Raw genomic sequence first — 25956 nt, forward strand, 5'->3', positions numbered from 1 at the left:
AGGGGTTTAAAAAACAACTTTTTAGCTTTTCACCTTTCTGTTTTGCTCAACTTAGTATAAAAAAGCAGGCTTCAATGGATACTTTTATAGCCCGGAGCAACTCGTGAACACATCATCAGTTTCCCGTCTGGCGCTGGCACTGGCTTTTGGCGTGACGCTGACCGCCTGTAGCTCTACCCCGCCGGATCAAATTCCTTCCGATCAAACCGCGCCAGGAACCTCCTCGCGCCCGATTTTATCGGCGAATGAAGCGCAGAATTTTGTCGCTAAAAACTATTTTTCTTCCCTGACGCCGAACACCGCGCCGTGGACGCCATCTTCAATTTCTCTGCCTGCACAGCCTGACTTTGTGGTCGGCCCGGCCGGTACGCAAGGCGTTACCCACACCACCATTCAGGCGGCGGTGGATGCGGCAATCACCACGCGCACCAACAAACGTCAGTACATTGCGATTATGCCAGGTGAGTATCAGGGGACTGTCTATATCCCTGCGGCACCAGGCAGCCTGACGCTGTACGGAACGGGTGAGAAACCGCTGGACGTGAAGATTGGCGCAGCAATTGATGGTGAAATGAGCACCGCTGACTGGCGTCATACGGTGAATCCGGGCGGGAAATATATGCCTGGTAAACCGGCCTGGTACATGTTTGACAACTGCCAGAGCAAACGCGGCGCGACTATCGGCGTGATGTGTTCAGCGGTATTGTGGTCACAGAATAATGGCCTGCAGTTGCAGAATCTGACCGTTGAAAACAATCTTGGCGATAGCGTGGATGCGGGTAACCACCCGGCCGTTGCGCTGCGCACCGACGGTGACAAAGTTCAAATCAATAATGTGAACATTCTGGGCCGCCAGAACACCTTCTTTGTGACCAACAGCGGCGTGCAGAACCGTCTGGAAAATAATCGCCAGCCGCGTACCCTGGTGACCAACAGCTATATCGAAGGTGATGTGGATATCGTTTCCGGTCGCGGCGCGGTGGTGTTCGATAACACCGACTTCCGCGTAGTGAACTCGCGTACTCAACAGGAAGCGTACGTCTTCGCGCCTGCAACGCTTGCGAACATTTATTACGGTTTCCTCGCCACCAACAGCCGCTTTACCGCCGCCGGTGACGGCGTGGCGCAGTTGGGTCGCGCACTGGATGTCGACGGCAACACCAACGGTCAGGTCGTGATCCGTGATAGCGTGATTAACGAGGGCTTTAACATGGCACAGCCGTGGGCTGACGCCGTGATCTCTAAACGTCCATTCGCGGGCAATACCGGGGCGAAGGATGATAAAGGCGAAATCCAGCGTAACCTGAACGACACCAACTTTAACCGCATGTGGGAATACAATAACCGCGGTGTGGGCAGCAAAGTCGTGGCTGCGCCGAAGCAATAAGCATAAAAAAACCGGCATCACAGGATGCCGGTTTTTATTTATCGGTTGGCTAAAAAGCGCCCCCTATTAATACGCGTTAACCACCACCCACATCGGGCCCTGGCCTACCGCATAACGTCCCTTCTCCGTTAACAGCCCCTGCTCACCGGCAATCTCGTACACCGCGATATGGTGTGACTTCTGTCCGGCAGCAATCAGGTATTTCCCGCTATGGTCAACGTTGAAACCACGCGGCTGCGTTTCGGTTGGCTGGAAGCCTTCTTTGGTTAACACGCTGCCATCTTCTGAAACGCTGAACACGGTAATCAGGCTGGCGGTACGGTCACAGGCATACAGATGACGACCATCCGGCGTAATGTGAATGTCCGCCGCCCAGCGGGTGTCGGAGAAATCAGCCGGCATCATGTCCAGCGTTTGCACGCATTCGATATCACCGTGCGGATCTTTCAGTTCCCAGACGTCCACAGAGCTGTTGAGCTCGTTGACGCAGTAGGCATATTGCTGATTCGGGTGGAACGCCATATGGCGCGGACCGGCCCCTTCAACGGTGGTCACTTCCGCAGGCTCTTGTGCCACCAGCTTACCGTCATCGCTGAGGGTAAACAGGCAGATACGATCCTGCTTCAGCGCAGGCACCCACAGGGTGCGGTTGTCCGGGGAGATATTGGCGGAGTGACAGCCATCCATTCCCTCCACCACATCCACCAGCCCAACCGGCAGGCCGTCTTCCAGACGGGTGACGCTGACGTTACCCGCGTTATAGGAGCCAACAAAAACAAAACGGCCATGATGATCGGTTGAAATGTGTGTCGGGCTACCCGGCAGCGCGGATTCTGCGGCAAACGTCAGCGCACCATCATCCGGCGCAATCCGGTAAGCCAGTACGCGGAATTCAGGACGCACGCCCACGTAGAGATAACGTTTATCCGGGCTGACCACCATCGGCTGAACCTGCCCGGGCACATCAACCACCTGTACCAGCTTCAATGCGCCATCATGATTCAGGCTCCAGACATGGATCTGTTGGCTTTCAGGGCTGGCGGTATAAACGGTTTGCTTCATGAATGCTCCTCTGCTTTAGGCAACTGGCTGCAAAAATGGAATACAGCTTAACGTAGTCGCTTTTAACGGTGAATGCTGAATATACGCACAAAATTTTGCCTGCTCCCCGTCCCGGTGTACCATTCAGGCAGACAAAACTTCAATGTTAATCGGGATGACGATATGACCGCTCGCGTGATTGCCCTTGATTTAGATGGAACCTTGCTAACCCCGCAAAAAACCCTGCTCCCCTCGTCTGTCGAAGCACTGTCGCGCGCCAGGGAGGCAGGCTACCAACTTATCATCGTCACCGGGCGTCATCACGTCGCAATTCATCCTTTTTATCAGGCACTGGCACTGGATACACCTGCAATTTGCTGTAATGGCACCTATTTGTATGATTATCACGCAAAAAATGTTCTCGCAGCCGATCCCTTGCCGGTTAACCAGGCGCTACAGCTTATTACGCTGCTGGAAGCGCATCAGATTCACGGCCTGATGTATGTCGATGACGCCATGCTGTATGAGCACCCGACCGGCCATGTCATTCGCACCTCAAACTGGGCGCAGACGTTGCCACCCGAACAGCGCCCGATCTTCACCCAGGTGCCTTCACTGGCGCAGGCGGCGAACGATGTCAACGCGGTGTGGAAGTTCGCTCTGACAGACGACGATATCCCTAAGCTGCAGCAATTTGGCAAGCATGTCGAAGAGCTGTTGGGCCTTGAGTGCGAATGGTCCTGGCACGATCAGGTCGATATTGCTCGTCAGGGTAACAGCAAAGGCAAACGCCTGACCCAGTGGGTTGAATCTCAGGGCGGGTCGATGGAAAACGTAATTGCCTTCGGGGATAACTACAACGACATCAGTATGCTGGAAGCGGCTGGTACCGGCGTGGCGATGGGCAATGCTGACGACGCAATCAAAGCACGCGCCAACGTCGTCATCGGCGACAACACTACCGACAGCATCGCAAAATTCATCTACACCCACCTGTTGTAATCAGGCGGTTATCGATACACTCTTAATCTGCGCGTACAGCCAGAGGCCAGCTTTGATCCCCAGTTCATCCCTGGCCCATGGGCTAATGCGAGCCCACAGCGTTTTACCTCCCACCTCAAGCTGAACTTCCACTTGCCCGTTATCGTCGTAGCAGTGGATCACCTTCGCGCGCAGGATATTACGAATGCTGGTCTGCTGCGGCGGCTGTAGCACCAGCGAGACATCCGACGCCTGAATGCGAATGCGCAGCGAGGCCTGCAGCGGCTCATTGAGCTTATTGACCCATAGATGCTGATCACCCAGCGCCAGCGCCGTCATCGCGTAATGCGGATGATGCTCAAGTACGCTCACTTTCAGGATGCTGCTCTGCTGTTCTTTCGGCAGCCATGGATGCATCACGCTGCTCCCCCAGACCTCTTCCAGCGCGCCAAACGCCTTCACCTGACCGTCTTCCAGCACCATAACGTTATCGGCCAGATGGAGAATTTCATCGAGCGAGTGACTGACATAGAGCATGGGAATATTGATCTCCCGCGCCAGCCGTTGCAGATAGGGCAACAGTTCACGCTTACGCGGAATATCCAGCGAGGCGAGCGGTTCATCCAGGAGTAGCAGTTCCGGCGCGGTCAACAGCGCCCGGCCAATCGCCACACGTTGTTTTTCACCGCCGGAGAGGCCGCCCGGCAGTCTGTCGAGCAGAGGCTCAATACCCAATAGCGCCACCAGCTTATCGAACTGGCCGGCCATACTTTTCGCCATGCCGTAACGCAGGTTGCCACGCACTTTATAATGGGGAAACAGGCGCGCATCCTGAAAAACGTAGCCTATCCGGCGTTTTTCCGGGGTCAGACAGATGTGGTTTTCCGTGTCATTCAGCACCCGTCCGTTGAGTACAATGCGCCCTTTCTGCGGTCGCGTCAGGCCACTGATGGCATTGATCAGCGAGGTTTTTCCAGAACCAGAGACGCCAAATATCGCGGTGATACCGCTGGCGGGCAGCGTTTCGTTGAGCGAGACGCAGTGGGTCCCCAGCGTCTGAGAGAAATTGAGTTCCAGCATAATTATCGCCCCGTCCGCTCACGGCTGAGTCGCGCCAGCCATTCAGAAATTAACAGCGAAATCAGCGCCAGTACGATGTAAATAAGACACAGCCTTGCCGCAGCGCTTTCACCGCCCGGCGTCTGAATCAGGGTATACATCGCCGAAGGAATGGTGCGGGTTTCGCCGGGAATATTGGAAACGAAGGTAATCGTCGCACCAAACTCGCCGAGCGAACGGGCAAACGCCAGTACCGTCCCGACGATAATGCCAGGCAGCGTCAGCGGAAGAGTAATGGTGAAGAAGACGCGCCAGCGTCCCGCCCCCAGCGTCCGGGCGGCCTGCTCAAGCTTAAGATCCACCCCTTCCAGCGCAAGTCGGATAGCCCGCACCATCAGCGGAAAAGACATCACTGCCGCCGCCAGTACCGCGCCGCGCCAGCTGAAGGCAAAGGTTATGCCGAACCAGTCGTACAGCCACTGGCCGATAAATCCGCGCCGTCCCATCGAAATCAGCAGCAAATAACCGACCACCACCGGCGGTAATACCAGCGGCAGATGCAGTACGCTGTCTAGCAGGGCTTTGCCTGGGAAAGTGCAGCGCACCAGCAGCCAGGCAAAGAAGATCCCAAACGGCAAACTAAACAACACGGCCAGGGAAGACACTTTCAGGCTCAGAAGCACGGCCTGCCATTCAGGATCGGTCAATATCATTACTTGGTCGTAAATCCGTAACGTTTAAAGATTTCAGCAGCCTGCGGTCCTTTCAGGTAATCATAGAACGCGCTGACCGTGGCGTTTTTGTGTCCATCGACAATCGCGATGGGGTACTCCACTTTTTTGTGCGAATCTTCCGGGAAGGTGGCCACGACGTTAACGCCTTTACTGGCAACCGCGTCAGAGCCGTAAACAATGCCCAACGGTGCTTCGTTACGCTCGACCAGCGCCAGCGCGCCGCGCACATCTTCCGCCGGAGCCAGTTTCGGTGACAGCGTCTCCCAGGCCCCCAGTTTCTGCAGCGCCTCTTTCGCGTAGATCCCCGCCGGAACGTGTTCCGGGTCGCCTACCGCCAGACGTCCACCGTTCAGCAGCGTCGTCCAGTGGGTATTATTGTCAATCGTAAACGCTTTCTGCTCATTGGCTTTTGGCGCCACCACCACAAGGCTGTTGCCCAGCAGCGTCTGACGCGTTGCGGTATCAATCGCTTTCTTATCTACCGCGTAATCCATCCATTTCTGATCGGCAGAAATGAACAGATCTGCTGGCGCACCGGCTTCTATCTGGCGAGCCAGCGTGGAAGACGACGCAAAAGAGGAGACCACGTCGACATTCTTCTCTTTTTTGTACTCTGCCGCGATATCCTGCATCGCATTAGTCAATGACGCTGCGGCAAACACGGTGATTTTCCCTTCATCCGCCAGCGTTTGTCCAGCAACCGACAACGATAAGGTTGCCCCAGCAAACAGGCGTAACCAGGTACGAGCCATTTGTAACTCCTTTGCATATCGTTATGTATTTATGAATATAACGATAAAGCAACGATTTTCCCAGAAGTTATTGATACCACTAAGAGGTTACGCAAAGAAAATATCGGCAGGAATAAGGAGAACTTGAGAAACAATCCCAATGGGGTGCGCACTGCATTGAGGCACAACCAACGAAGATACGGTTTGAAAGATGAGAAACAAAAACGCCCGACTGAGCGGGCGTTTGGGAAATCAATGATTCTGTCTGGACTGGTTTTTCTGACCGATACCGGAGAAAATGTTGAACACTTCACCGAGACCGTAAATCAGACCCAGGATGATGGCCATCACCACAGGTACCATGATTACGGCGAATACCAGACTTTTCAATAACTCTAACATGGTCAACTCCTGATATAGTCCTTGTAGTATTCTAACCGCATCACTGAGAAAAGCACTCCCCTTTTGTGCGGTCGGCTTTGCGTCTCTGCAGTTTTCCGTCACAATACCCTTTTTGCCAGGATCTTGTTATGCAAGCCGAAATCCTTCTTACCCTGAAACTTCAGCAAAAACTGTTCGCCGATCCCCGACGCATCTCTTTGCTCAAGCACATTGCGCTTTCCGGTTCCATTAGTCAGGGCGCGAAAGACGCAGGCATCAGCTATAAGAGCGCCTGGGACGCCATTAATGAAATGAATCTTCTCAGCGAGCAAACGCTGGTCGAGCGTGCGACAGGCGGTAAAGGCGGCGGCGGAGCGGTGTTAACCCGCTACGGTCAGCGTCTGATCCAGCTCTACGATCTGCTGGCGCAGATTCAGCAAAAAGCCTTCGATGTTTTAAGCGACGATGACGTGCTGCCGCTCAACAGCCTGCTGGCGGCCATCTCGCGTTTTTCTCTGCAGACCAGTGCGCGCAACCAGTGGTTTGGCACCATTACCGCCCGCGATCGCGATCAGGTGCAGCAGCATGTCGACGTGCTGTTAGCCGATGGTGAAACACGACTGAAAGTGGCCATTACCGCCCAGAGCGGCGAGCGTTTAGGGCTTGATGAAGGCAAAGAGGTTCTCGTGCTGCTGAAAGCGCCGTGGGTGGGGATTACCCAGGACGACGCCATCGCCCAGGCGGCGGATAACCAGCTCCAGGGCATTATCAATTATATTGAACGCGGTACAGAGCAGTGTGAAGTACTGATGGCGCTACCGGACGGTCAGACGTTGTGCGCCACCGTGCCGCTGGACGCCGCCGCCACGCTGACGGAAGGCACGAATGTGACGGCGTATTTCAACGCCGACAGGGTAATTATCGCAACATTGTGCTAAGTATCGCCACCACGGTGATTACGGCGGGATGTTACCCGCCGTAAATTTTTCTTTGAAATTCATTACAGGATGAATAATTCCACCCGGCAAAAAACGACGCATCGTTGGCTATTTTTTGCTGGCGACAGAGGACAGTAAAAAGCTCATCGTACTCGCAATCCCCTCTTTTTATTGCGGAATACGGAGCAAAATATGTCAGACTTATCAGAGTGGCAGACACTCGCCAACAAGGAGCTCAGCCGGCGGAATAAAACCGTCGAGTCGCTGGTCACACAGACAGCGGAAGGCATTGCCATCAAGCCGCTGTACACCAAAGCCGACCTCGATAAACTGGAGGTCACCGGCACCCTTCCCGGCCTGCCGCCTTACGTTCGCGGCCCACGCGCTACCATGTATACCGCGCAACCGTGGACCATTCGTCAGTACGCGGGCTTCTCTACCGCCAAAGAATCTAACGCCTTCTATCGTCGCAACCTTGCCGCCGGGCAAAAAGGCCTTTCTGTCGCCTTCGATCTTGCCACCCACCGCGGCTATGATTCCGATAATCCACGCGTCGCAGGCGATGTCGGGAAGGCCGGTGTGGCGATCGATACCGTTGAAGACATGAAGATACTGTTCGACCAGATCCCGCTGGATAAGATGTCGGTATCAATGACCATGAACGGCGCGGTGCTGCCAGTAATGGCTTTTTATATCGTGGCCGCGGAAGAGCAAGGCGTTTCGCCGAAACAGCTTACCGGCACCATTCAGAACGATATTCTGAAAGAATACCTGTGCCGTAATACTTACATTTACCCACCGAAACCCTCCATGCGCATTATTGCCGACATCATCGCCTGGTGTTCGGGCAACATGCCACGCTTTAATACCATCAGCATCAGCGGCTACCATATGGGCGAAGCGGGCGCCAACTGCGTGCAACAGGTCGCTTTTACCCTGGCGGATGGTATTGAATACATCAAAGCCGCCCTTTCAGCCGGGCTGAACATTGATGACTTTGCGCCCCGCCTTTCGTTCTTCTTTGGCATCGGCATGGATCTGTTCATGAACGTCGCCATGCTGCGCGCGGCGCGTTATCTGTGGAGCGAAGCGGTGAGCGGCTTCGGCGCAGCAGACCCGAAATCGTTAGCCCTTCGTACCCACTGCCAGACTTCCGGCTGGAGCCTGACCGAACAGGATCCCTATAACAACGTGATCCGTACCACTATCGAAGCGCTCGGCGCCACGCTTGGCGGCACCCAGTCACTCCATACCAACGCCTTTGACGAAGCACTCGGTCTGCCCACCGACTTTTCTGCCCGCATCGCGCGTAACACGCAAATCATCCTGCAAGAGGAATCAGAAATCTGCCGCACCGTGGATCCGCTGGCTGGCTCTTACTATGTGGAGTCGTTGACCGATCACATTGTTAAACAGGCGCGGGCCATCATCCAGCAGATCGACGACGCGGGCGGGATGGCAAAGGCTATCGAAGCCGGGTTACCGAAACGGATGATTGAAGAAGCATCAGCCCGCGAGCAATCACTGATCGACCAGGGCAAACGCGTCATTGTCGGCGTCAACAAATACAAGCTGGAAAAAGAGGACGACACGACCGTCCTGGAGATCGACAACGTCAAGGTGCGCAACGAGCAGATCACCTCTCTGACGCGGATCCGCGCGACCCGCGATGATGCCGCCGTTCACGCGGCGCTGGCGGCGTTGACTCACGCCGCATTGCATCATGAAAACCTGTTGGCCGCCGCCGTGAACGCCGCACGCGTCCGCGCCACGCTGGGTGAGATCTCCGACGCGCTGGAGTCGGCGTTTGACCGTTATCTGGTGCCTAGCCAGTGCGTCACTGGGGTGATTGCGCAGAGCTACCATCAGTCCAACCAATCGGCCTGCGAGTTTGACGCCATTGTTGCGCAAACAGAGCAGTTCCTGGCAGACCGCGGACGTCGTCCGCGCATTTTGATCGCCAAAATGGGTCAGGATGGTCACGATCGCGGCGCAAAAGTGATCGCCAGCGCCTATTCCGATCTCGGCTTCGACGTCGATCTCAGCCCGATGTTCTCCACTCCGGAAGAGATCGCCCGCCTGGCGGTAGAAAACGATGTACACGTCGTCGGCGCCTCATCGCTCGCGGCCGGTCATAAAACGCTCATCCCGGAACTGGTCGACGCGTTGAAAAAATGGGGACGCGACGATATCTGCGTGGTCGCCGGCGGCGTGATCCCTCCCCAGGATTACGCCTTCCTGGAGGAGCGCGGCGTGGCGGCCATTTATGGACCCGGCACTCCAATGCTGGAAAGCGTACGCGACGTACTGAAACGGATAAGTCAGCATCATGATTAGTGAATCCACGCTGGCTGACACCGTGCGGCGATTACGCCAGGCCGAGCGGGCGACGCTCGCCCAGGCCATGACGCTGATTGAAAGTCAGCACCCTCGTCACCAGGCGCTGAGCGCACAACTGCTGGATGCCATAATGTCTTTCACCGGCAACGCGCTGCGTCTGGGGATCACGGGTACGCCGGGGGCCGGGAAAAGCACCTTTCTGGAGGCTTTCGGTACGCGACTGATCCGCGACGGACTGCGCGTGGCGGTGATTGCCGTCGACCCCAGCAGTCCAATCAGCGGTGGCAGCATCCTTGGCGACAAAACGCGGATGACCGAACTGGCGCGATCGGATGCCGCCTTCATCCGTCCGGCCCCCTCCCGCGGGCATCTGGGTGGAGCCTGTCTGCATGCACGAGAGCTGGGGCTGTTGTGCGAAGCGGCGGGCTTCGACGTTGTGATTATCGAAACCGTCGGCGTTGGACAATCGGAAACAGAAATTGCCCAGATCGTGGACTGCTTTGTGTCGTTACAGATAGCCGGCGGCGGCGACGACCTGCAGGGCATCAAAAAAGGGATCATGGAAATGGCGGACGTGATTGTCATCAACAAGGATGACGGGGAAAACCATAACCGTGTCGCCATCGCCCGCCATATGTACGAAAGCGCACTGCATATTGTGCGGCATAAATATGCCGAGTGGCAGCCGCAGGTATTGACCTGTAGCGCGCTGGAAAAACGTGGGATTGACGAGGTCTGGCAGACCATCTGCGATTTCAGAACACAGATGACCTCCAGCGGACGGCTGCAACAGGTGCGCCAGTTGCAGGAAATTGCCTGGTTGCAAAAGCAGACGGAAGCCGAGGCGTTGCGACTGCTGTTCTCCCGTGACGACTTCGACCACTACTACCACCTGACGCAGCAGGCCGTCAAAAACAACCGTCTCTCGCCGCGCGCTGGCCTTCAGCGAATCAGCGAATACCTTCAGAATCATTACTTTGCATAAAGAGAAAAATATGTCTTATCAATACGTTAACGTTGTTATCATCCGTAAAGTGGCGGTCATTGAGTTCAACTATGCCCGCAAACTGAACGCCCTGAGCAAAGTCTTTATTGACGATCTCATGCTGGCGCTCAGCGATCTCAATCGCCCGGATATTCGCTGTATTATCCTGCGTGCGCCCAGCGGCGCGAAGGTCTTCTCCGCCGGTCATGACATTCATGAACTGCCCTCCGGGCGTCGCGATCCGCTCTCTTATGACGATCCGCTGCGCCAGATCACCCGCATGATTCAGAAGTACCCCAAACCGGTGATCTCCATGGTCGAAGGCAGCGTCTGGGGAGGGGCGTTTGAGATGATCATGAGCTCCGATCTGATCATCGCCGCCAGTACCTCCACGTTCTCCATGACCCCGGTCAACCTTGGCGTTCCATACAATCTGGTCGGGATCCACAACCTGACCCGCGATGCGGGTTTCCATATCGTCAAAGAGCTGATCTTCACCGCGTCCCCTATCACCGCACAGCGCGCGATGGCGGTCGGCATTCTCAACCATGTCGTCGCCGCCGAAGAGCTGGAGGATTTCACGTTGCAGATGGCGCACCATATCTCGGAAAAAGCGCCGCTGGCCATTGCCGTGATCAAGGAAGAGCTACGCGTGCTTGGCGAAGCGCACACCATGAATTCCGATGAGTTCGAACGTATTCAGGGGATGCGCCGCGCCGTTTACGACAGCGAAGATTATCAGGAAGGGATGAACGCGTTTATGAATAAACGTAAACCCAATTTTGTGGGCCATTGATACCAGGAAGGGACAAGATATGAAAGACCCCTGGACAAGGATGAGCGCCGACGACGCCGCGCAGGTCATTGAGCACAATGCGATGGTTGCTTTCAGCGGCTTTACCCCCGCCGGTTCGCCCAAAGCACTCCCTGCGGCTATCGCCCGCCGCGCCAGCGAACTGCATCAGGCGCAACAACCGTTTCAGATTCGGTTATTGACGGGAGCGTCTATTGGCGCTGCCGCCGATGATGCGCTGTCTGAGGCTGACGCCATCTCATGGCGTGCGCCCTATCAGACGTCAGGCAGCCTTCGGCAAAAAATCAATCAGGGTCAGGTTCGATTTGTAGACCTGCATCTGAGTGAAGTGGCGCAGATGGTAAACTATGGTTTCTTTGGTGATATTGACGTCGCGGTGATTGAAGCCTCGGCGATCGCGCCTGACGGACGAGTCTGGCTCACCAGCGGGATCGGCAATGCGCCCACCTGGCTACTGCGGGCGAAGAAAGTCATCATTGAGCTGAATCACTACCATAACCCACGCGTCGCTGAACTGGCTGATATCGTCATTCCCGGCGCGCCACCGCGTCGCAACAGCGTCCCCATTTTTCATGCGATGGATCGCGTGGGCGCCCGGTATGTGCAGATTGATCCCACCAAGATTATTGCGGTGGTCGATACAGAACTCCCCGACGGCGGAAACGTGCTGGATAACGCCAATCCTGTCTGCCAGCAAATCGCCGATAACGTCGTAACGTTTCTGCTGGAAGAAATGGCGCGTGGGCGGATCCCCGCGGAGTTTCTGCCGCTGCAAAGCGGGGTGGGTAATATCAATAATGCCGTGATGGCGCGACTGGGTGAAAATCCGGATATTCCGTCTTTTATGATGTATTCGGAGGTGTTACAGGAGTCTGTCGTGCATCTACTGGAAACGGGAAAAATCACCGGAGCCAGCGCCTCCAGTCTGACGGTATCCGCTGATTCCTTGCGAAAGATTTATGACAATTTGGACTTCTTCGCCAGCCGTATTGTGCTTCGCCCACAGGAGATCTCGAATAATCCGGAAATTATTCGCCGTCTTGGCGTAATTGCCCTCAATGTCGGGCTGGAGTTTGATATCTACGGCCATGCCAACTCAACGCACGTGGCTGGCGTGAATCTAATGAACGGCATTGGCGGCAGCGGTGATTTTGAGCGCAACGCCTACCTGTCTATCTTTATGGCGCCATCCATCGCTAAAGGCGGCAAGATTTCCACTATCGTCCCCATGTGCAGTCACGTTGATCACAGCGAGCACAGCGTGAAGGTGATCATCACCGAACAGGGGATCGCCGATCTGCGGGGACTCTCACCGCTACAACGGGCGCACACGATCATCGACAACTGTGCGCATCCTCTCTATCAGGACTATCTACATCGCTATCTCGCCAGTGCGCCTGGCGGGCACATTCATCACGATCTCAACCACGCGTTCGATCTGCACCGCAATCTGATTGAACGCGGTTCGATGCTCGGCTAAGCCATCTCTGCGCCACGATCTTCCGCAATATGCTGAAGCATCGTGGCGGTATAGCGGTGGTTTTTCAGGGAGTAAAGGTACTCCTGCATATACATCGTACCGCCGGGCGCATCGAAATACTTCAACGTTGCCGGATTCACCAGACGCCAGGCAAACCAGGGGATCACGGTCAGAAACTGCCCGCGCTCTACCGCGCTTATCTTCGCCATAAAGCTGTAGGGACGATAGATGATCGTTGGGTTAATACCGCATGGCCGCATATGCGCTTCCAGTATCGCTTCAAAATTGGCCCGATTCTGAAAGCGCATTTGCAGCCAGGGCAGTTCACGCAAAAGCGTCTGCGGCTGTTTATCCTCATAGCGACGGGAAACAAGAAACCCCAGACGCAAAGGCTTCAACTCACTGATGGTCAGATTGTCCAGCTCCTGCACGCGAGCCGAAACATACTGTGGAGAAATGATAAAATCGAGCTGGCGGCTAAACAGGTCATCAATGACTTCATTCTCGCTGAACTCAACGGACTTTACGGTCACGCCGTCATACTTATCGCCCAGGCTAATCAACTGGTCGAAAATAATCGTTGGGTAGGTGTTGTCGACGCCAATGACTATGTTGCGCGAACCACGTGCAGCGTGATGAATTTCATTATCGATTGCCGACAAGGACTGATAAATCGGAAACAGTTTCTGGTACAACTCCTGCCCGGCCCTGTTCAGGCTTATGCTGTTGTCTTTACGGGTAAACAGCGTATAGCCAATTTGATCTTCCAGCGCAGAAATGCTTTTACCAAATGGCGATGCCGTCATGTGTATTTTCTCAGCCGCTCTGGCGATATTATTGGTTTGCGCCAACAGGATGAAATTACGCATTTTTTTCGAGATAAAAACATCCATAAAACACTCCATTATTCATCGCCATGACATCTCAACTGGCTGCGAAAAAATACTGGATAACGCATCACCCTTTTTTGCAGTTGTTCACAAAACAGCGATAGTTCTGTCGCCGCAACCGCCGCGCAGCACAGATATCGACATCGATATTCAAGCGCTGTTTTTTATCCGCAGTCGCGCTAATCACATTGACATTCCTGCGCAGAACACGTATCCCTGTCATTCATTGCTGCATAAAATGGGATACAAAATGTCATCGTTGCATATTTCGCAAGGCACGTTTCGTCTTAGCGACACAAAAACGCTTCACCTGGATTCCGTGACGTTAAACGCGGGTGAGAGTTGGGCGTTTGTCGGTTCGAACGGAAGCGGGAAATCAGCGCTGGCACGCGCGCTGGCCGGCGAATTGTCGCTGCTCAAAGGTGAGCGCCAGTGCGCATTCTCGCGGATAACACGCCTCTCCTTCGAGCAACTGCAGAAACTGGTCAGCGATGAATGGCAGCGTAATAACACCGATATGCTCAGTCCTGGCGAAGAGGATACCGGACGCACCACGGCGGAAATCATTCAGGACGAAGTGAACAACCCGGCCCGCTGCGCGACGCTTGCGCAGCAGTTTGGTATCGCTCACCTGCTCGATCGCCGCTTTAAATATCTCTCTACCGGCGAAACGCGTAAGACGTTGCTCTGCCAGGCGCTGATGGCTGAGCCGGACCTGTTGATTCTCGACGAGCCGTTTGACGGTCTCGACGTCGCCTCCCGCCAGCAACTGGCAGGACTGCTTGAAACGCTCCATCAGTCAGGCATCACGCTGGTGCTGGTATTAAATCGCTTTGATGAAATCCCGCCGTTTGTTCAGTTTGCCGGCGTACTGGTTGACTGCGCTTTAACGGAAACCGGGGCGAAAACCGCTTTACTCCAGCAGGCGCTGATCGCTCAACTCGCGCATAGCGAGCGACTGGAAGGGGTGGCATTACCTGAAGCCGACGAACCCGCCGCCCAGCCTGCTCTGGCCACCGATGCGCCGCGGATCATCCTCCGGGATGGCGTCGTGTCGTATAACGATCGCCCTATTCTCGATCGTCTGAGCTGGCAGGTCGATCCCGGCGAACACTGGCAGATTGTCGGCCCCAACGGGGCAGGAAAATCGACGCTGCTCAGCCTGATCACCGGCGACCATCCGCAGGGTTACAGCAACGATCTGACGCTGTTTGGTCGTCGTCGCGGCAGTGGGGAAACTATCTGGGATATCAAAAAGCACATTGGCTACGTCAGTAGCAGTCTGCATCTCGACTACCGGGTGAGCACCACGGTGCGCAATGTGATTCTGTCGGGCTATTTCGATTCCATCGGGATTTATCAGGCCGTGTCGGATCGTCAACAAAAACTCGCACAGCAGTGGCTGGACATTCTGGGACTCGACAAACGTACCGCTGACGCGCCGTTTCACAGTCTCTCCTGGGGACAACAGCGACTGGCGCTGATCGCCCGTGCGCTGGTTAAGCATCCGACCCTGCTGATCCTCGACGAACCCTTACAGGGGCTGGATCCGCTGAACCGACTGCTTATTCGTCGCTTTGTCGATGTGTTGATTAGCGAGGGCGACACGCAACTGCTGTTTGTCTCCCATCACGCTGAAGATGCGCCTGCCTGCATTACCCATCGTCTGGAATTTGTGCCAGACGGCGAGACCTATACCTATCAGCAAACGCGGCTGCGTTAGTTTTCATCCGTGGGCGCGAAAGCGCCCTTTTTTTCGGATAAAAGGCGCAATCATTCTTAAAGTTAATGATTTATAATCGATTAATTGATGACTCAACGTGAGAAATTGTGAGTGTAAACGATTCCACTATTTTATTCCATGTCACACTTTTCGCATCTTTGTTATGCTATGGTAATTCCATACCATAAGCTTAACGGAGCGAATTATGAGAGTTCTGGTCACCGGTGGTAGCGGTTACATAGGAAGTCATACTTGTGTACAATTGCTGAAAAACGGTCATGACGTCATCATCCTTGATAACCTCTGCAACAGTAAGCGTAGCGTACTGCCTGTTATTGAACGTCTGAGCGGCAAACATCCAACGTTTGTTGAAGGCGATATCCGTAACGAAGCGCTGATGACGGAGATCCTGCACGATCACGCCATTGACACTGTCATCCATTTTGCCGGACTGAAGGCCGTCGGCGAATCCGTTGCAAAGCCGCTGGAATACTATGACAACAACGTCAACGGAACACTGCGACTGATTAGTGCCATGCGCGCCGCCGGCGTCAAAAACTTCATTTTCAGCTCATCCGCCACCGTCTACGGCGACCAGCCGAAAATCCCTTACGTTGAAAGCTTCCCGACCGGCACGCCGCAAAGCCCTTATGGCAAAAGTAAGCTGATGGTTGAGCAAATCCTCACCGATCTGCAAAAAGCCCAGCCGGAATGGAGCATCGCGCTGCTGCGCTATTTCAACCCGGTCGGCGCGCATCCATCAGGGGACATGGGCGAAGACCCGCAGGGCATCCCGAATAACCTGATGCCTTACATCGCCCAGGTTGCAGTGGGCCGTCGCGACTCCCTCGCCATTTTTGGCAACGATTATCCGACCGAAGACGGTACCGGTGTCCGCGATTACATCCACGTGATGGATCTGGCTGATGGTCACGTTGCCGCGATGGAAAAACTGGCGGGCAAACAGGGCGTCCATATTTACAACCTCGGCGCAGGCGTCGGCAGCAGCGTGCTGGACGTGGTCAATGCCTTCAGCAAAGCCTGCGGAAAACCGGTGAATTATCATTTTGCTCCGCGTCGCGATGGTGACCTGCCAGCCTACTGGGCAGATGCCAGCAAAGCCGACCACGAACTGGACTGGCGTGTAACGCGCACGCTTGATGAGATGGCGCAGGACACCTGGCACTGGCAGTCGCGTCATCCGCAGGGATACGAGGATTAAGAAATATCATGAGTCAATTCAACCCCGTCGATCATCCGCATCGTCGTTTTAATCCGCTCACCGGACAGTGGATTCTGGTGTCGCCGCATCGTGCTAAGCGCCCCTGGCAAGGGGCGCAAGAAACGCCCTCTAATGACGTACTGCCAGCACACGATCCGGACTGTTTCCTGTGCGCGGGCAATACCCGCGTCACCGGTGATAAAAATCCGGATTACAGTGGGACGTTTGTGTTCACTAACGACTTTGCCGCGCTGATGACGGATACGCCTGACGCGCCGGACAGTCACGACCCGCTGATACGTTGCCAGAGCGCACGCGGCACCAGTCGCGTTATTTGTTTTTCACCGGATCACAGTAAAACCCTGCCGGAGCTTAGCATTCCTGCCCTGACCGAAATAGTGAAAACCTGGCAAGAGCAAACCGCTGATCTTGGGAAACGTTATCCCTGGGTACAGGTCTTTGAAAACAAAGGCACGGCGATGGGCTGCTCGAATCCCCACCCCCACGGCCAGATTTGGGCCAACAGTTTTCTGCCAAACGAAGCTGAACGCGAAGATCGCCTGCAAAGAACTTATTTTGCTGAGCAGGGGTCGCCGATGCTGGTTGACTATGTGCAGCGTGAACTGGCTGACGGCAGCCGTACGGTAGTAGAAACCGATCACTGGCTGGCTGTCGTCCCTTACTGGGCAGCCTGGCCCTTCGAAACGCTATTACTGCCGAAAGCGCACGTGCTGCGCATTACTGATTTGACCGACGAACAGCGCGCAGACCTTGCGCTGGCGTTGAAAAAACTGACCAGTCGTTACGACAATCTGTTCCAGTGCTCTTTCCCCTATTCAATGGGCTGGCACGGCGCGCCGTTTAACGGTGCAGAGAACGAACACTGGCAGCTACACGCACACTTTTATCCGCCGCTGCTACGCTCCGCGACCGTCCGCAAATTTATGGTCGGTTACGAAATGCTGGCCGAAACCCAGCGCGATCTCACAGCAGAACAAGCGGCAGAGCGTCTGCGCGCGGTCAGCGACATCCATTTTCGCGAATCCGGAGTATAAAAATGAGTCTGAAAGAGAAAACACAATCTCTGTTTGCTGAAAAATTCGGCTACCCTGCAACCCACACTATTCAGGCGCCAGGCCGCGTCAATCTCATCGGCGAACACACCGATTATAACGACGGTTTTGTGCTGCCCTGCGCCATTGATTATCAAACCGTGATCAGTTGCGCTGCCCGCAACGACCGCCAGATCCGTGTCATTGCGGCCGATTACGATAATCAGACTGACGAGTTTTCTCTTGATGCTCCTATCGTCACCCATGACAGCCAGCAGTGGGCAAACTACGTACGCGGCGTGGTGAAGCACCTGCTCAAGCGCGACAGCAGCTTTGGTGGCGCAGACCTGGTGATCAGCGGTAATGTCCCACAGGGCGCGGGTTTAAGTTCTTCTGCTTCGCTGGAAGTGGCGGTCGGTACCGTGTTCCAGCAGCTTTACCATCTGCCACTGGACGGCGCGCAGATTGCGCTCAACGGTCAGGAAGCGGAAAACCAGTTTGTCGGCTGTAACTGTGGGATTATGGATCAGCTCATCTCCGCGCTGGGCAAGAAAGATCATGCCCTGCTGATCGACTGCCGCACGCTGGGCACCAAAGCGGTCTCAATGCCAGAAGGCGTAGCGATCGTCATCATCAACAGCAACTTTAAGCGCACGCTGGTCGGTAGCGAGTACAACACTCGCCGTCAGCAGTGCGAAACAGGCGCGCGTTTCTTCCAGCAACCGGCATTGCGTGATGTCAGTCTCGATACCTTTAACGCCGTGGCGAATGAACTGGACCCACTGGTTGCCAAACGCGTCCGTCACGTGTTAACTGAGAATGCACGTACTGTTGAAGCCGCCAGCGCGCTGGAAAAAGGCGATCTGCAACGCATGGGGCAACTGATGGCGGAATCGCACGCCTCGATGCGTGATGATTTTGAAATCACCGTGCCGCAGATTGATACGCTGGTTGACATTGTCAAAGCCACAATTGGGGAGAAAGGCGGTGTACGCATGACCGGCGGTGGATTTGGCGGTTGTGTTGTGGCGCTGATCCCGGAAGCGCTGGTCCCTGCCGTCCAGCAAGCCGTGGCTGCACAGTACGAAGCTAAAACCGGTATCAAAGAAACATTCTATGTGTGCAAACCATCACAAGGAGCAGGACAGTGCTGAATGAAACACCCGCACTGGCACCCGATGGTCAGCCGTACCGCCTGTTAACCCTGCGCAATGACGCAGGGATGGTGGTTACGCTGATGGACTGGGGTGCTACGTTACTCTCGGCCCGAATTCCCCTTTCCGACGGCAGCGTGCGTGAAGCGTTACTGGGCTGCGCCAGTCCGGAGCATTATCAGGATCAGTCGGCGTTTCTGGGTGCCTCGATTGGCCGTTACGCCAACCGGATTGCCGACAGCCGTTACACGTTTAGCGGTGAGACGGTCAGTCTGCTGCCAAGCCAGGGCGTCAACCAACTACATGGCGGGCCAAACGGATTTGATAAACGCCGCTGGCAGATAGTCAATCAGAACGAACGTCAGGTACTGTTCGCCCTCACCTCCGACGATGGCGATCAGGGTTTTCCGGGCAATTTGTGCGCCACGGCGCAATATCGTCTGACCGATGATAACCGCATCTCGATTACCTATCGCGCGACGGTGGATAAGCCGTGTCCGGTCAATCTGACTAACCACGTTTACTTCAACCTCGATGGCGATCAAACCGACGTGCGCAACCATAAGCTGCAACTTCTGGCGGATGAATATCTGCCGGTGGATGAAGGCGGGATCCCACGGGACGGCCTGAAACCGGTCGCCGGAACCTCATTTGATTTCCGCACCGCGAAGGTGATCGCCAGCGAATTTCTTGCCGATGACGACCAGCGCAAAGTGAAAGGCTACGATCACGCCTTCCTGTTGCAGGCAAAAGGCGACAGTAAAAAACCGGTTGCCCTGCTCACTTCGCAAGACGGGAAGTTGCAGATGGAGGTCTACACCTCGGCCCCGGCGCTACAGTTTTACTCCGGTAATTTTCTCGGTGGCACCTCTTCACGCGGACCGAACGCCTACGATGATTATCAGGGCCTGGCGCTGGAGAGCGAATTCCTGCCAGACAGCCCGAACCATCCGGAATGGCCGCAGCCAGACTGCGTTCTGCGCCCCGGAGAGGAGTACGCCAGCCTGACGGAATATCGTTTTATTCCTTCCTGATGGTGCGGCACAGCCAGTGTAAAATGCCCGATAGCGCCTGCGTATCGGGCTTAAGATATCGCATCTTGCTCAAATCCCCATCACTCAAAGACAAAATCGCAACTTAGAGTTCACAAGAACCTTACACTGCTGCACTATTTTCGCTATGGTTATGCGTAAGCATTGCCGCTGCCCCGTCACGGCAATATAATGAGAATTATTATCATTCGATAAAGCTTGAGGAGTGAGAGTATGGCTGTAACTAAGCTGGTTCTGGTACGCCACGGCGAAAGCCAGTGGAACAATGAAAACCGCTTCACCGGTTGGTATGACGTTGACCTGTCCGAGAAAGGCGTGGGTGAAGCGAAAGCAGCAGGCAAACTGCTGAAGGCTGAAGGCTATAGCTTCGATTTTGCTTATACCTCTGTGCTGAAACGTGCCATCCATACGCTGTGGAACGTCCTGGATGAACTGGATCAGGCCTGGCTACCGGTTGAGAAATCCTGGAAACTGAACGAACGTCACTACGGTGCGTTGCAGGGTCTGAACAAAGCAGAAACCGCTGAGAAATACGGTGACGAGCAGGTTAAACAGTGGCGTCGTGGCTTCGCGGTGACCCCGCCGGAGCTGACCAAAGATGACGAGCGCTATCCGGGGCACGATCCGCGCTATGCCAAACTGACGGAAAAAGAATTGCCGCTGACCGAGAGCCTGGCGCTGACCATCGATCGCGTGATCCCTTACTGGAATGAAACCATTCTGCCGCGCATGAAGAGCGGCGAGCGCGTGATCATCGCTGCGCACGGCAACTCTCTGCGCGCGCTGGTGAAATACCTCGACAACCTGAGCGAAGACGAAATCCTCGAACTGAACATCCCGACCGGCGTGCCGCTGGTGTATGAGTTCGACGAAAACTACCAGCCAATCAAACGTTACTATCTGGGTAATGCCGACGAGATCGCGGCGAAAGCGGCTGCCGTCGCCAACCAGGGTAAAGCGAAGTAATTTACCTTACGACGTAAAAAAGCCGACTCAATGAGTCGGCTTTTTATTCGCAAGACTTAACCGCGACGCGCTTTTACCGCATCCGCAAGCTGGCGCAGGATGGTGTCGGTATCTTCCCAGTTAATGCAGGCATCGGTAATGCTTTTGCCGTACACCAGCGGCTCACCGCTGTCCGGGTTCTGATTGCCTTCTACCAGATGGCTTTCAATCATCACGCCCATAATCGCAGTCTCACCGTTAGCAATTTGCTGGCAGACATCAGCCCCGACTTCCATCTGCTTTTTAAACTGCTTACAGGAGTTGGCATGGCTGAAATCAATCATGATTTGCGCAGGCAGACCCGCTTTCGCCAGACCCTCTTTCACCGCCGCGACATGTGCAGCGCTGTAGTTCGGCTCTTTGCCGCCGCGCAGAATGATATGGCAATCGCCGTTACCGCTGGTGTTCACAATGGCGGAGTGACCCCATTTGGTGACAGACAGGAAGCAGTGCGGTGCACCAGCGGCGTTAATGGCATCAATCGCCACTTTAATGGTGCCATCGGTACCGTTCTTGAAGCCGACCGGACAAGAAAGACCCGACGCCAGCTCACGGTGAACCTGAGATTCGGTAGTACGCGCGCCAATCGCGCCCCAGCTCATCATGTCCGCCAGGTATTGCGGGGTGATCATATCGAGGAATTCACCTGCCGTCGGCAGGCCGCTGTCGTTAATATCCAGCAGCAGCTTACGCGCAATGCGCAGGCCGTCATTGATCTGGAAGCTGTTATCCATGTGCGGATCGTTAATCAGCCCTTTCCAGCCAACGGTCGTACGCGGTTTTTCAAAGTAGACACGCATGACGATTTCCAGCTCGCCTTTCAGCGCTTCGCGCAGCGCCAGCAGACGACCTGCGTACTCTTTCGCCGCCACAGGATCATGAATAGAGCACGGCCCAATCACCACCAGCAGGCGATCGTCATTCCCCTTCAAAATTTTGTGAATGGCTTTACGCGCATGGGCAACCGTGTTGGCGGCATTTTCTGTAGCGGGGAATTTTTCCAGCAGTGCGACAGGGGGTAATAACTCGTTGATCTCTTTAATACGTAAATCGTCGTTCTGATAATTCATGATTATTCCAGCGTTGCCATACTTATCTAAATGAATGCAATCCCTCCAATCTATATCCTCAGCCAAAAAGTGTAAACGGGCTTTTACACTTCGAACGGAATAATCCTGGAATTCAGCTAAAAAACGCCACAAAGTAGCGAAAAACGAGATCTAACCTACAATTTTTAACTGTAACCACTCTGTTTATGAATCTTTTCAAGATTCTCTGCTGAGCCTTTGCGCTCGTTTGAGATCGTTAACCATTGCCTGACCCTTGACTGGCATATGCACTGTTGGAAGACGTTATCCGACATCTCAACCATAACAGGAGCATCTGATGAAAATGACAAAATTAGCTTCACTTTTCCTGACCGCTACGCTCAGCCTTGCCAGCGGCGCTGCGCTGGCAGCCGAAACCAGTGCCCAGACCAATAATGGCCAGGCGAACGCCGCCGCCGACGCAGGCCAGGTCGCTCCGGATGCAAAAGAAAACGTGGCGCCAAATAATGTCGATAACGACAACATCAACTCAGGTGGCACAATGCTGCATCCGAATGGTTCATCGATGAAACATGAGGGGATGACCAAAGATGAGGTGCACAAAAACACCATGTGTAAGGACGGGCGCTGCCCGGATGTGAATAAAAAAGTGGAAACCGGAAATGGCATTAACAACGACGTTGATACTAAAACCGATGGCACCACTCAGTAATACTGAAAATGGCTAATAACGGGAGAGCTCAGGCTCTCCTTTTTTAATTTATTAATCCAGAAACGGTATGATGTCATACAGTTAAGAAAAGAATACCCAAGGGATGACATTATGGCGCACTCACACTCACATTCGGCCCCTCATCTGCCCGAGGATGGCAACGCCCGCCGTCTGATGCTCGCGTTTTGCATCACGGCAGGCTTTATGTTGCTGGAGGTAGTGGGCGGGATTTTATCCGGTTCACTGGCGCTGCTCGCCGACGCCGGACACATGCTAACCGATGCCGCCGCGCTACTGTTCGCATTACTGGCCGTTCAGTTTGCCCGCCGACCGCCAACTGTCCGCCATACCTTTGGCTGGCTGAGACTGACAACACTGGCCGCTTTCGTCAACGCGATTGCGTTAGTCGTGATTACGATTTTAATCGTCTGGGAGGCGATTGAGCGCTTCTACACGCCGCGTCCGGTAGCGGGCGGCATGATGATGGTCATCGCCGTCGCCGGATTGCTGGCAAACATCCTAGCCTTCTGGATCCTGCACCGCGGCAGCGAAGAGAAAAACCTGAACGTACGCGCCGCGGCGTTGCATGTGATGGGGGATTTATTGGGTTCAGTGGGGGCCATCATCGCGGCGGTGATCATTATCTGGACCGGCTGGACGCCTGCCGACCCGATTCTGTCAATACTGGTTTCACTGCTGGTTCTGCGCAGCGCCTGGCGCTTATTGAAAGATAGCGTGAATGAGTTGCTGGAAGGTGCCCCGGTTTCGCTGGATATCGCTGCGCTGCAGCGCCACCTCAGCAGGGAGCTTCCTGAAGTGCGAAACGTCCATCACGTACACGTGTGGATGGTGGGGGAAAAACCGGTCATGACCCTGCATGTACAGGTGATCCCGCCGCATGATCATGACGGGCTGCTGGCGCGCATCCAGCATTTTCTGATTCATCATTACCAGATTGCACACGCCACCATTCAGATGGAATATCAGCCCTGTCACGGGCCGGACTGCGATCTCAATCAGAAAGTGTCCGGCCATTCACATCATCACCACTAATGGGACAGCGCGTGTGAGCCTCGTTCGCGCGCGCTGTTAATCCACATCCGGCTACCGTTAAGCGCGATGAAGGTCAGGATCAGGTACTCCAGCGACATCGCATAGACCCCCTGCAGGGCAAAGATCACCACGCTAATCACATTGATTACCACCCAGAGCAGCCAGTTCTCAACGTATTTGCGAGTCATCAGGATCATCGCCACGATCGACAATACCATCATGCAGGAATCCCAGAACGGGAAGGCATCGGGCTGTAAATCCGGTACAGCAACCTGCAGGCCCAGCATCTGCATGATCGATACCGCAATACGGGTCAGAAAAGCAAAGACCGGGTCGATATAGATTGTCATCAGACCGATCGCCACCACACAAACCGCCAGCCAGCCCAGCGCCTTCGGCAGAGGAAGCCAGCGAATCTTGAGCTCCGCCTCATTCTGCGTGGTCTGCCGCGACCACGCATACCAGCCGTAAATGTTGGCGGCGAAAAAGAAAAGCTGCAACAGCAGGCTGGCGTAGAGCTGGATCTGGAAAAAGATGATCGCAAACAGCGTAACGTTAATCAGGCCAAAAACGTAGTTGCTGATCTTCTCCATACTGGCGAGACCAATACACAACAACCCCGCGATAGTGCCTATCGCTTCGATCCACGACAGATCGTACCCCCCAGCACCAATGGGTATATGTACCAGAATGTTCTGCGTGCTAAAAAAGTCCATCTTTTCCCCCGGAGCGTGTGATTATCTACGCACGTAGTGTAGCCGCAAATTCCAGCATACGGTTTAACGGCACTAATGCGCCTTCTCGCAGCGCTTCGTCAACCTGTATCTCATGAGTCTGCCCACCCTGCTCCAGCCCCTCAGCGATGGCTTTAAGGCCGTTCATCGCCATCCACGGACAGTGCGCGCAGCTGCGGCAGGTGGCGCCTTCTCCGGCTGTGGGCGCTTCCAGCAACTCTTTGTCCGGTACTGCCTGCTGCATTTTGTAAAAAATACCCCGATCGGTAGCGACAATAAGTTGCTGATGTGGCAGCGTTTTAGCTGCATTAATGAGCTGGCTGGTGGAACCGACAGCATCAGCCATATCCACTATCGCCTGCGGTGATTCCGGGTGAACCAGGATCGCGGCGTCCGGGTACAAACCTTTCATGCGACTCAGCGCCTGCGTTTTGAACTCGTCATGGACGATGCACGCCCCTTGCCAGCAAAGGACATCCGCCCCTGTCTGCTTTTGAACATATTTTCCGAGATGGCGATCCGGTGCCCAGATGATTTTTTCACCCAAACTATCCAGATGCTCAATCAGTTCAACCGCGATACTGGACGTCACCACCCAGTCGGCGCGAGCCTTAACCGCCGCGGAAGTATTGGCGTAAACCACGACGGTGCGATCCGGATGGGCATCGCAGAACGCGCTGAATGCGTCGATCGGACAGCCAAGATCCAGCGAGCATTCCGCCTCGAGGGTCGGCATTAAAATTGTTTTTTCCGGGCTGAGAATTTTAGCCGTCTCCCCCATAAAGCGAACGCCTGCAACGAGCAGCGTCGAGGCGGGATGATTGGCGCCAAAGCGGGCCATCTCCAGTGAGTCAGAAATACAGCCGCCGGTCTCTTCGGCCAGTTGCTGGATTTCGGGGTCGGTGTAATAGTGCGCAACCATCACCGCATCACGCTCTTTCAGCAGACGCTTGATTTTTTCACGGTAGAACGCTTTTTCATCGGCACTCAGCGGTACCGGCTTCGGGGGAAACGGATAGATTGCGGCTTCAGGGTCAAACATCACGCTCATCATGCTTTCTCGTTTTGCTAGCTTAACGAATTAACCGACTTAAGGCGTGATGCATGCCATGATCGGTCATATTTGTTTTATATGCTAAACAAGATAGCGGATTGAGCGGCAAAAGTCACAACAATTGCGCTTGATAACGCCGGATGGCGACTGACGTCTTATCCGGCCTGGAAGGGCGTAGCCATTGACCAGATGAATCATTGTCGGCCTGGCAAGCGAAGCGTCATCAGCACTACGCAGGCTCGAATCGTTACATTCTGCGCATAGCAAAAAGGCGCCTTTAGGGCGCCTTTTTACACTGGTGGGTCGTGCAGGATGACTCGGCTTCGCCTCGCCCTTCGGGCCGTTGCTGAAGCAACGTTATCCTTCACGTTTAACATCTGATGTT

Annotated in this window: 24 protein-coding genes and 1 other RNA gene; 15 read left to right on the forward strand and 10 right to left on the reverse strand. The window is 54.7% G+C overall.

Annotated features, from left to right (window positions below; genetic code table 11):
- Nucleotides 1-103: 103 nt before the first annotated feature.
- A complete protein-coding gene (locus AB7E14_RS00135; protein ID WP_044328847.1) occupies nt 104-1387 on the forward strand; it encodes a putative acyl-CoA thioester hydrolase in 1284 nt (427 codons plus the stop codon).
- 66 nt (nt 1388-1453) lie between these two features.
- Here the strand turns inward: AB7E14_RS00135 and pgl are convergent, their stop codons facing one another.
- A complete protein-coding gene (gene pgl, locus AB7E14_RS00140) occupies nt 1454-2449 on the reverse strand; it encodes a 6-phosphogluconolactonase (protein WP_316961882.1) in 996 nt (331 codons plus the stop codon).
- A gap of 162 nt (nt 2450-2611) precedes the next feature.
- On the opposite strand from pgl, the gene AB7E14_RS00145 reads away from it, so the two are divergent.
- Nucleotides 2612-3430, forward strand: coding sequence for a pyridoxal phosphatase (locus AB7E14_RS00145; protein WP_316961883.1), 819 nt, complete (start codon nt 2612-2614; stop codon nt 3428-3430).
- Here the strand turns inward: AB7E14_RS00145 and modC are convergent, their stop codons facing one another.
- The 4 genes from modC to AB7E14_RS00165 all read right to left on the reverse strand — a co-directional run bounded on the left by modC (nt 3431) and on the right by AB7E14_RS00165 (nt 6335).
- Entirely contained in the window at nt 3431-4489 is a 1059-nt protein-coding gene (gene modC, locus AB7E14_RS00150) for a molybdenum ABC transporter ATP-binding protein ModC (protein WP_043001319.1), read from the reverse strand. It abuts the gene before it with no gap.
- A 2-nt stretch (nt 4490-4491) separates the two neighbouring features.
- Nucleotides 4492-5181: a molybdate ABC transporter permease subunit gene (gene modB / locus AB7E14_RS00155; protein ID WP_428169280.1), complete on the reverse strand. Its 690-nt coding sequence runs from the start codon at nt 5179-5181 to the stop codon at nt 4492-4494.
- Complete coding sequence (modA, locus tag AB7E14_RS00160; protein WP_090048663.1) at nt 5181-5954, reverse strand: molybdate ABC transporter substrate-binding protein; 774 nt, start codon at nt 5952-5954, stop codon at nt 5181-5183. Before modA ends, modB begins: the two co-directional genes overlap by 1 nt.
- Before the next feature lie 231 nt (nt 5955-6185).
- On the reverse strand, nt 6186-6335 hold the full coding sequence (locus tag AB7E14_RS00165) for an AcrZ family multidrug efflux pump-associated protein (RefSeq protein WP_043001322.1): 150 nt from the start codon (nt 6333-6335) through the stop codon (nt 6186-6188).
- Nucleotides 6336-6463: 128 nt separating this feature from the next.
- Between AB7E14_RS00165 and modE the strand changes: the two genes are divergently transcribed.
- The 5 genes from modE to AB7E14_RS00190 all read left to right on the forward strand — a co-directional run bounded on the left by modE (nt 6464) and on the right by AB7E14_RS00190 (nt 12871).
- Nucleotides 6464-7252, forward strand: coding sequence for a molybdenum-dependent transcriptional regulator (gene modE / locus AB7E14_RS00170; RefSeq protein WP_216081666.1), 789 nt, complete (start codon nt 6464-6466; stop codon nt 7250-7252).
- A gap of 192 nt (nt 7253-7444) precedes the next feature.
- Nucleotides 7445-9589 (forward strand): methylmalonyl-CoA mutase, encoded by a 2145-nt coding sequence (scpA, locus tag AB7E14_RS00175; RefSeq protein WP_216081667.1) that lies wholly within the window; start codon nt 7445-7447, stop codon nt 9587-9589.
- A complete protein-coding gene (gene meaB, locus AB7E14_RS00180; RefSeq protein WP_316961884.1) occupies nt 9582-10577 on the forward strand; it encodes a methylmalonyl Co-A mutase-associated GTPase MeaB in 996 nt (331 codons plus the stop codon). The genes scpA and meaB overlap by 8 nt, the downstream gene beginning before the upstream one ends.
- 10 nt (nt 10578-10587) lie before the next feature.
- On the forward strand, nt 10588-11373 hold the full coding sequence (gene scpB, locus AB7E14_RS00185; protein WP_044256718.1) for a methylmalonyl-CoA decarboxylase: 786 nt from the start codon (nt 10588-10590) through the stop codon (nt 11371-11373).
- Between the two features lie 19 nt (nt 11374-11392).
- Nucleotides 11393-12871 carry an acetyl-CoA hydrolase/transferase family protein gene (locus AB7E14_RS00190; RefSeq protein WP_316961885.1) on the forward strand — a complete coding sequence of 493 codons (1479 nt, stop codon included), beginning with the start codon at nt 11393-11395 and terminating at the stop codon, nt 12869-12871.
- On the opposite strand, the gene srsR is transcribed toward AB7E14_RS00190, so the two are convergent.
- A complete protein-coding gene (gene srsR / locus AB7E14_RS00195; protein ID WP_316961886.1) occupies nt 12868-13764 on the reverse strand; it encodes a LysR family transcriptional regulator SrsR in 897 nt (298 codons plus the stop codon). The two genes, AB7E14_RS00190 and srsR, sit on opposite strands and share 4 nt — an antisense overlap.
- 247 nt (nt 13765-14011) lie before the next feature.
- On the opposite strand from srsR, the gene modF reads away from it, so the two are divergent.
- The 6 genes from modF (at nt 14012) to gpmA (ending at nt 20930) form a co-directional block, all read left to right on the forward strand.
- Nucleotides 14012-15484, forward strand: a complete 1473-nt coding sequence (gene modF, locus AB7E14_RS00200) for a molybdate ABC transporter ATP-binding protein ModF (RefSeq protein ID WP_316961887.1) — start codon at nt 14012-14014, stop codon at nt 15482-15484.
- Between the two features lie 205 nt (nt 15485-15689).
- Nucleotides 15690-16706: a UDP-glucose 4-epimerase GalE gene (gene galE / locus AB7E14_RS00205; RefSeq protein ID WP_044256513.1), complete on the forward strand. Its 1017-nt coding sequence runs from the start codon at nt 15690-15692 to the stop codon at nt 16704-16706.
- Between the two features lie 8 nt (nt 16707-16714).
- The gene (gene galT / locus AB7E14_RS00210; protein WP_043001329.1) at nt 16715-17761 is read left to right on the forward strand and encodes a galactose-1-phosphate uridylyltransferase; all 1047 of its coding nucleotides are present in this window, start codon (nt 16715-16717) and stop codon (nt 17759-17761) included.
- A 2-nt stretch (nt 17762-17763) separates the two neighbouring features.
- Nucleotides 17764-18912: a galactokinase gene (gene galK, locus AB7E14_RS00215; protein WP_054176162.1), complete on the forward strand. Its 1149-nt coding sequence runs from the start codon at nt 17764-17766 to the stop codon at nt 18910-18912.
- Nucleotides 18906-19946, forward strand: coding sequence for a galactose-1-epimerase (gene galM, locus AB7E14_RS00220; protein ID WP_044268034.1), 1041 nt, complete (start codon nt 18906-18908; stop codon nt 19944-19946). The genes galK and galM overlap by 7 nt, the downstream gene beginning before the upstream one ends.
- Nucleotides 19947-20177: 231 nt before the next feature.
- Entirely contained in the window at nt 20178-20930 is a 753-nt protein-coding gene (gpmA, locus tag AB7E14_RS00225; protein WP_043001332.1) for a 2,3-diphosphoglycerate-dependent phosphoglycerate mutase, read from the forward strand.
- Between the two features lie 56 nt (nt 20931-20986).
- Here gpmA and aroG read toward each other — a convergent pair whose 3' ends face one another.
- Entirely contained in the window at nt 20987-22039 is a 1053-nt protein-coding gene (gene aroG / locus AB7E14_RS00230; RefSeq protein ID WP_043001333.1) for a 3-deoxy-7-phosphoheptulonate synthase AroG, read from the reverse strand.
- Nucleotides 22040-22355: 316 nt separating this feature from the next.
- Here aroG and AB7E14_RS00235 point away from each other — a divergent pair, with 316 nt between their 5' ends.
- Together AB7E14_RS00235 and zitB are read left to right on the forward strand one after the other, a co-directional pair.
- Nucleotides 22356-22730 (forward strand): YbgS-like family protein, encoded by a 375-nt coding sequence (locus AB7E14_RS00235; RefSeq protein WP_316961888.1) that lies wholly within the window; start codon nt 22356-22358, stop codon nt 22728-22730.
- Between the two features lie 111 nt (nt 22731-22841).
- Complete coding sequence (gene zitB, locus AB7E14_RS00240; RefSeq protein WP_054176160.1) at nt 22842-23783, forward strand: CDF family zinc transporter ZitB; 942 nt, start codon at nt 22842-22844, stop codon at nt 23781-23783.
- On the opposite strand, the gene pnuC is transcribed toward zitB, so the two are convergent.
- The 3 genes from pnuC to AB7E14_RS00255 all read right to left on the reverse strand — a co-directional run.
- Entirely contained in the window at nt 23780-24499 is a 720-nt protein-coding gene (gene pnuC / locus AB7E14_RS00245; protein ID WP_316961889.1) for a nicotinamide riboside transporter PnuC, read from the reverse strand. The genes zitB and pnuC overlap by 4 nt on opposite strands.
- Nucleotides 24500-24524: 25 nt before the next feature.
- A complete protein-coding gene (nadA, locus tag AB7E14_RS00250) occupies nt 24525-25568 on the reverse strand; it encodes a quinolinate synthase NadA (protein ID WP_316962003.1) in 1044 nt (347 codons plus the stop codon).
- 299 nt (nt 25569-25867) lie between these two features.
- Nucleotides 25868-25956: non-coding RNA, RtT sRNA (locus AB7E14_RS00255), on the reverse strand; the annotation flags it as partial.

The organism is Citrobacter sp. (assembly GCF_050252275.1).
Lineage (GTDB): Bacteria > Pseudomonadota > Gammaproteobacteria > Enterobacterales > Enterobacteriaceae > Citrobacter_A > Citrobacter_A amalonaticus.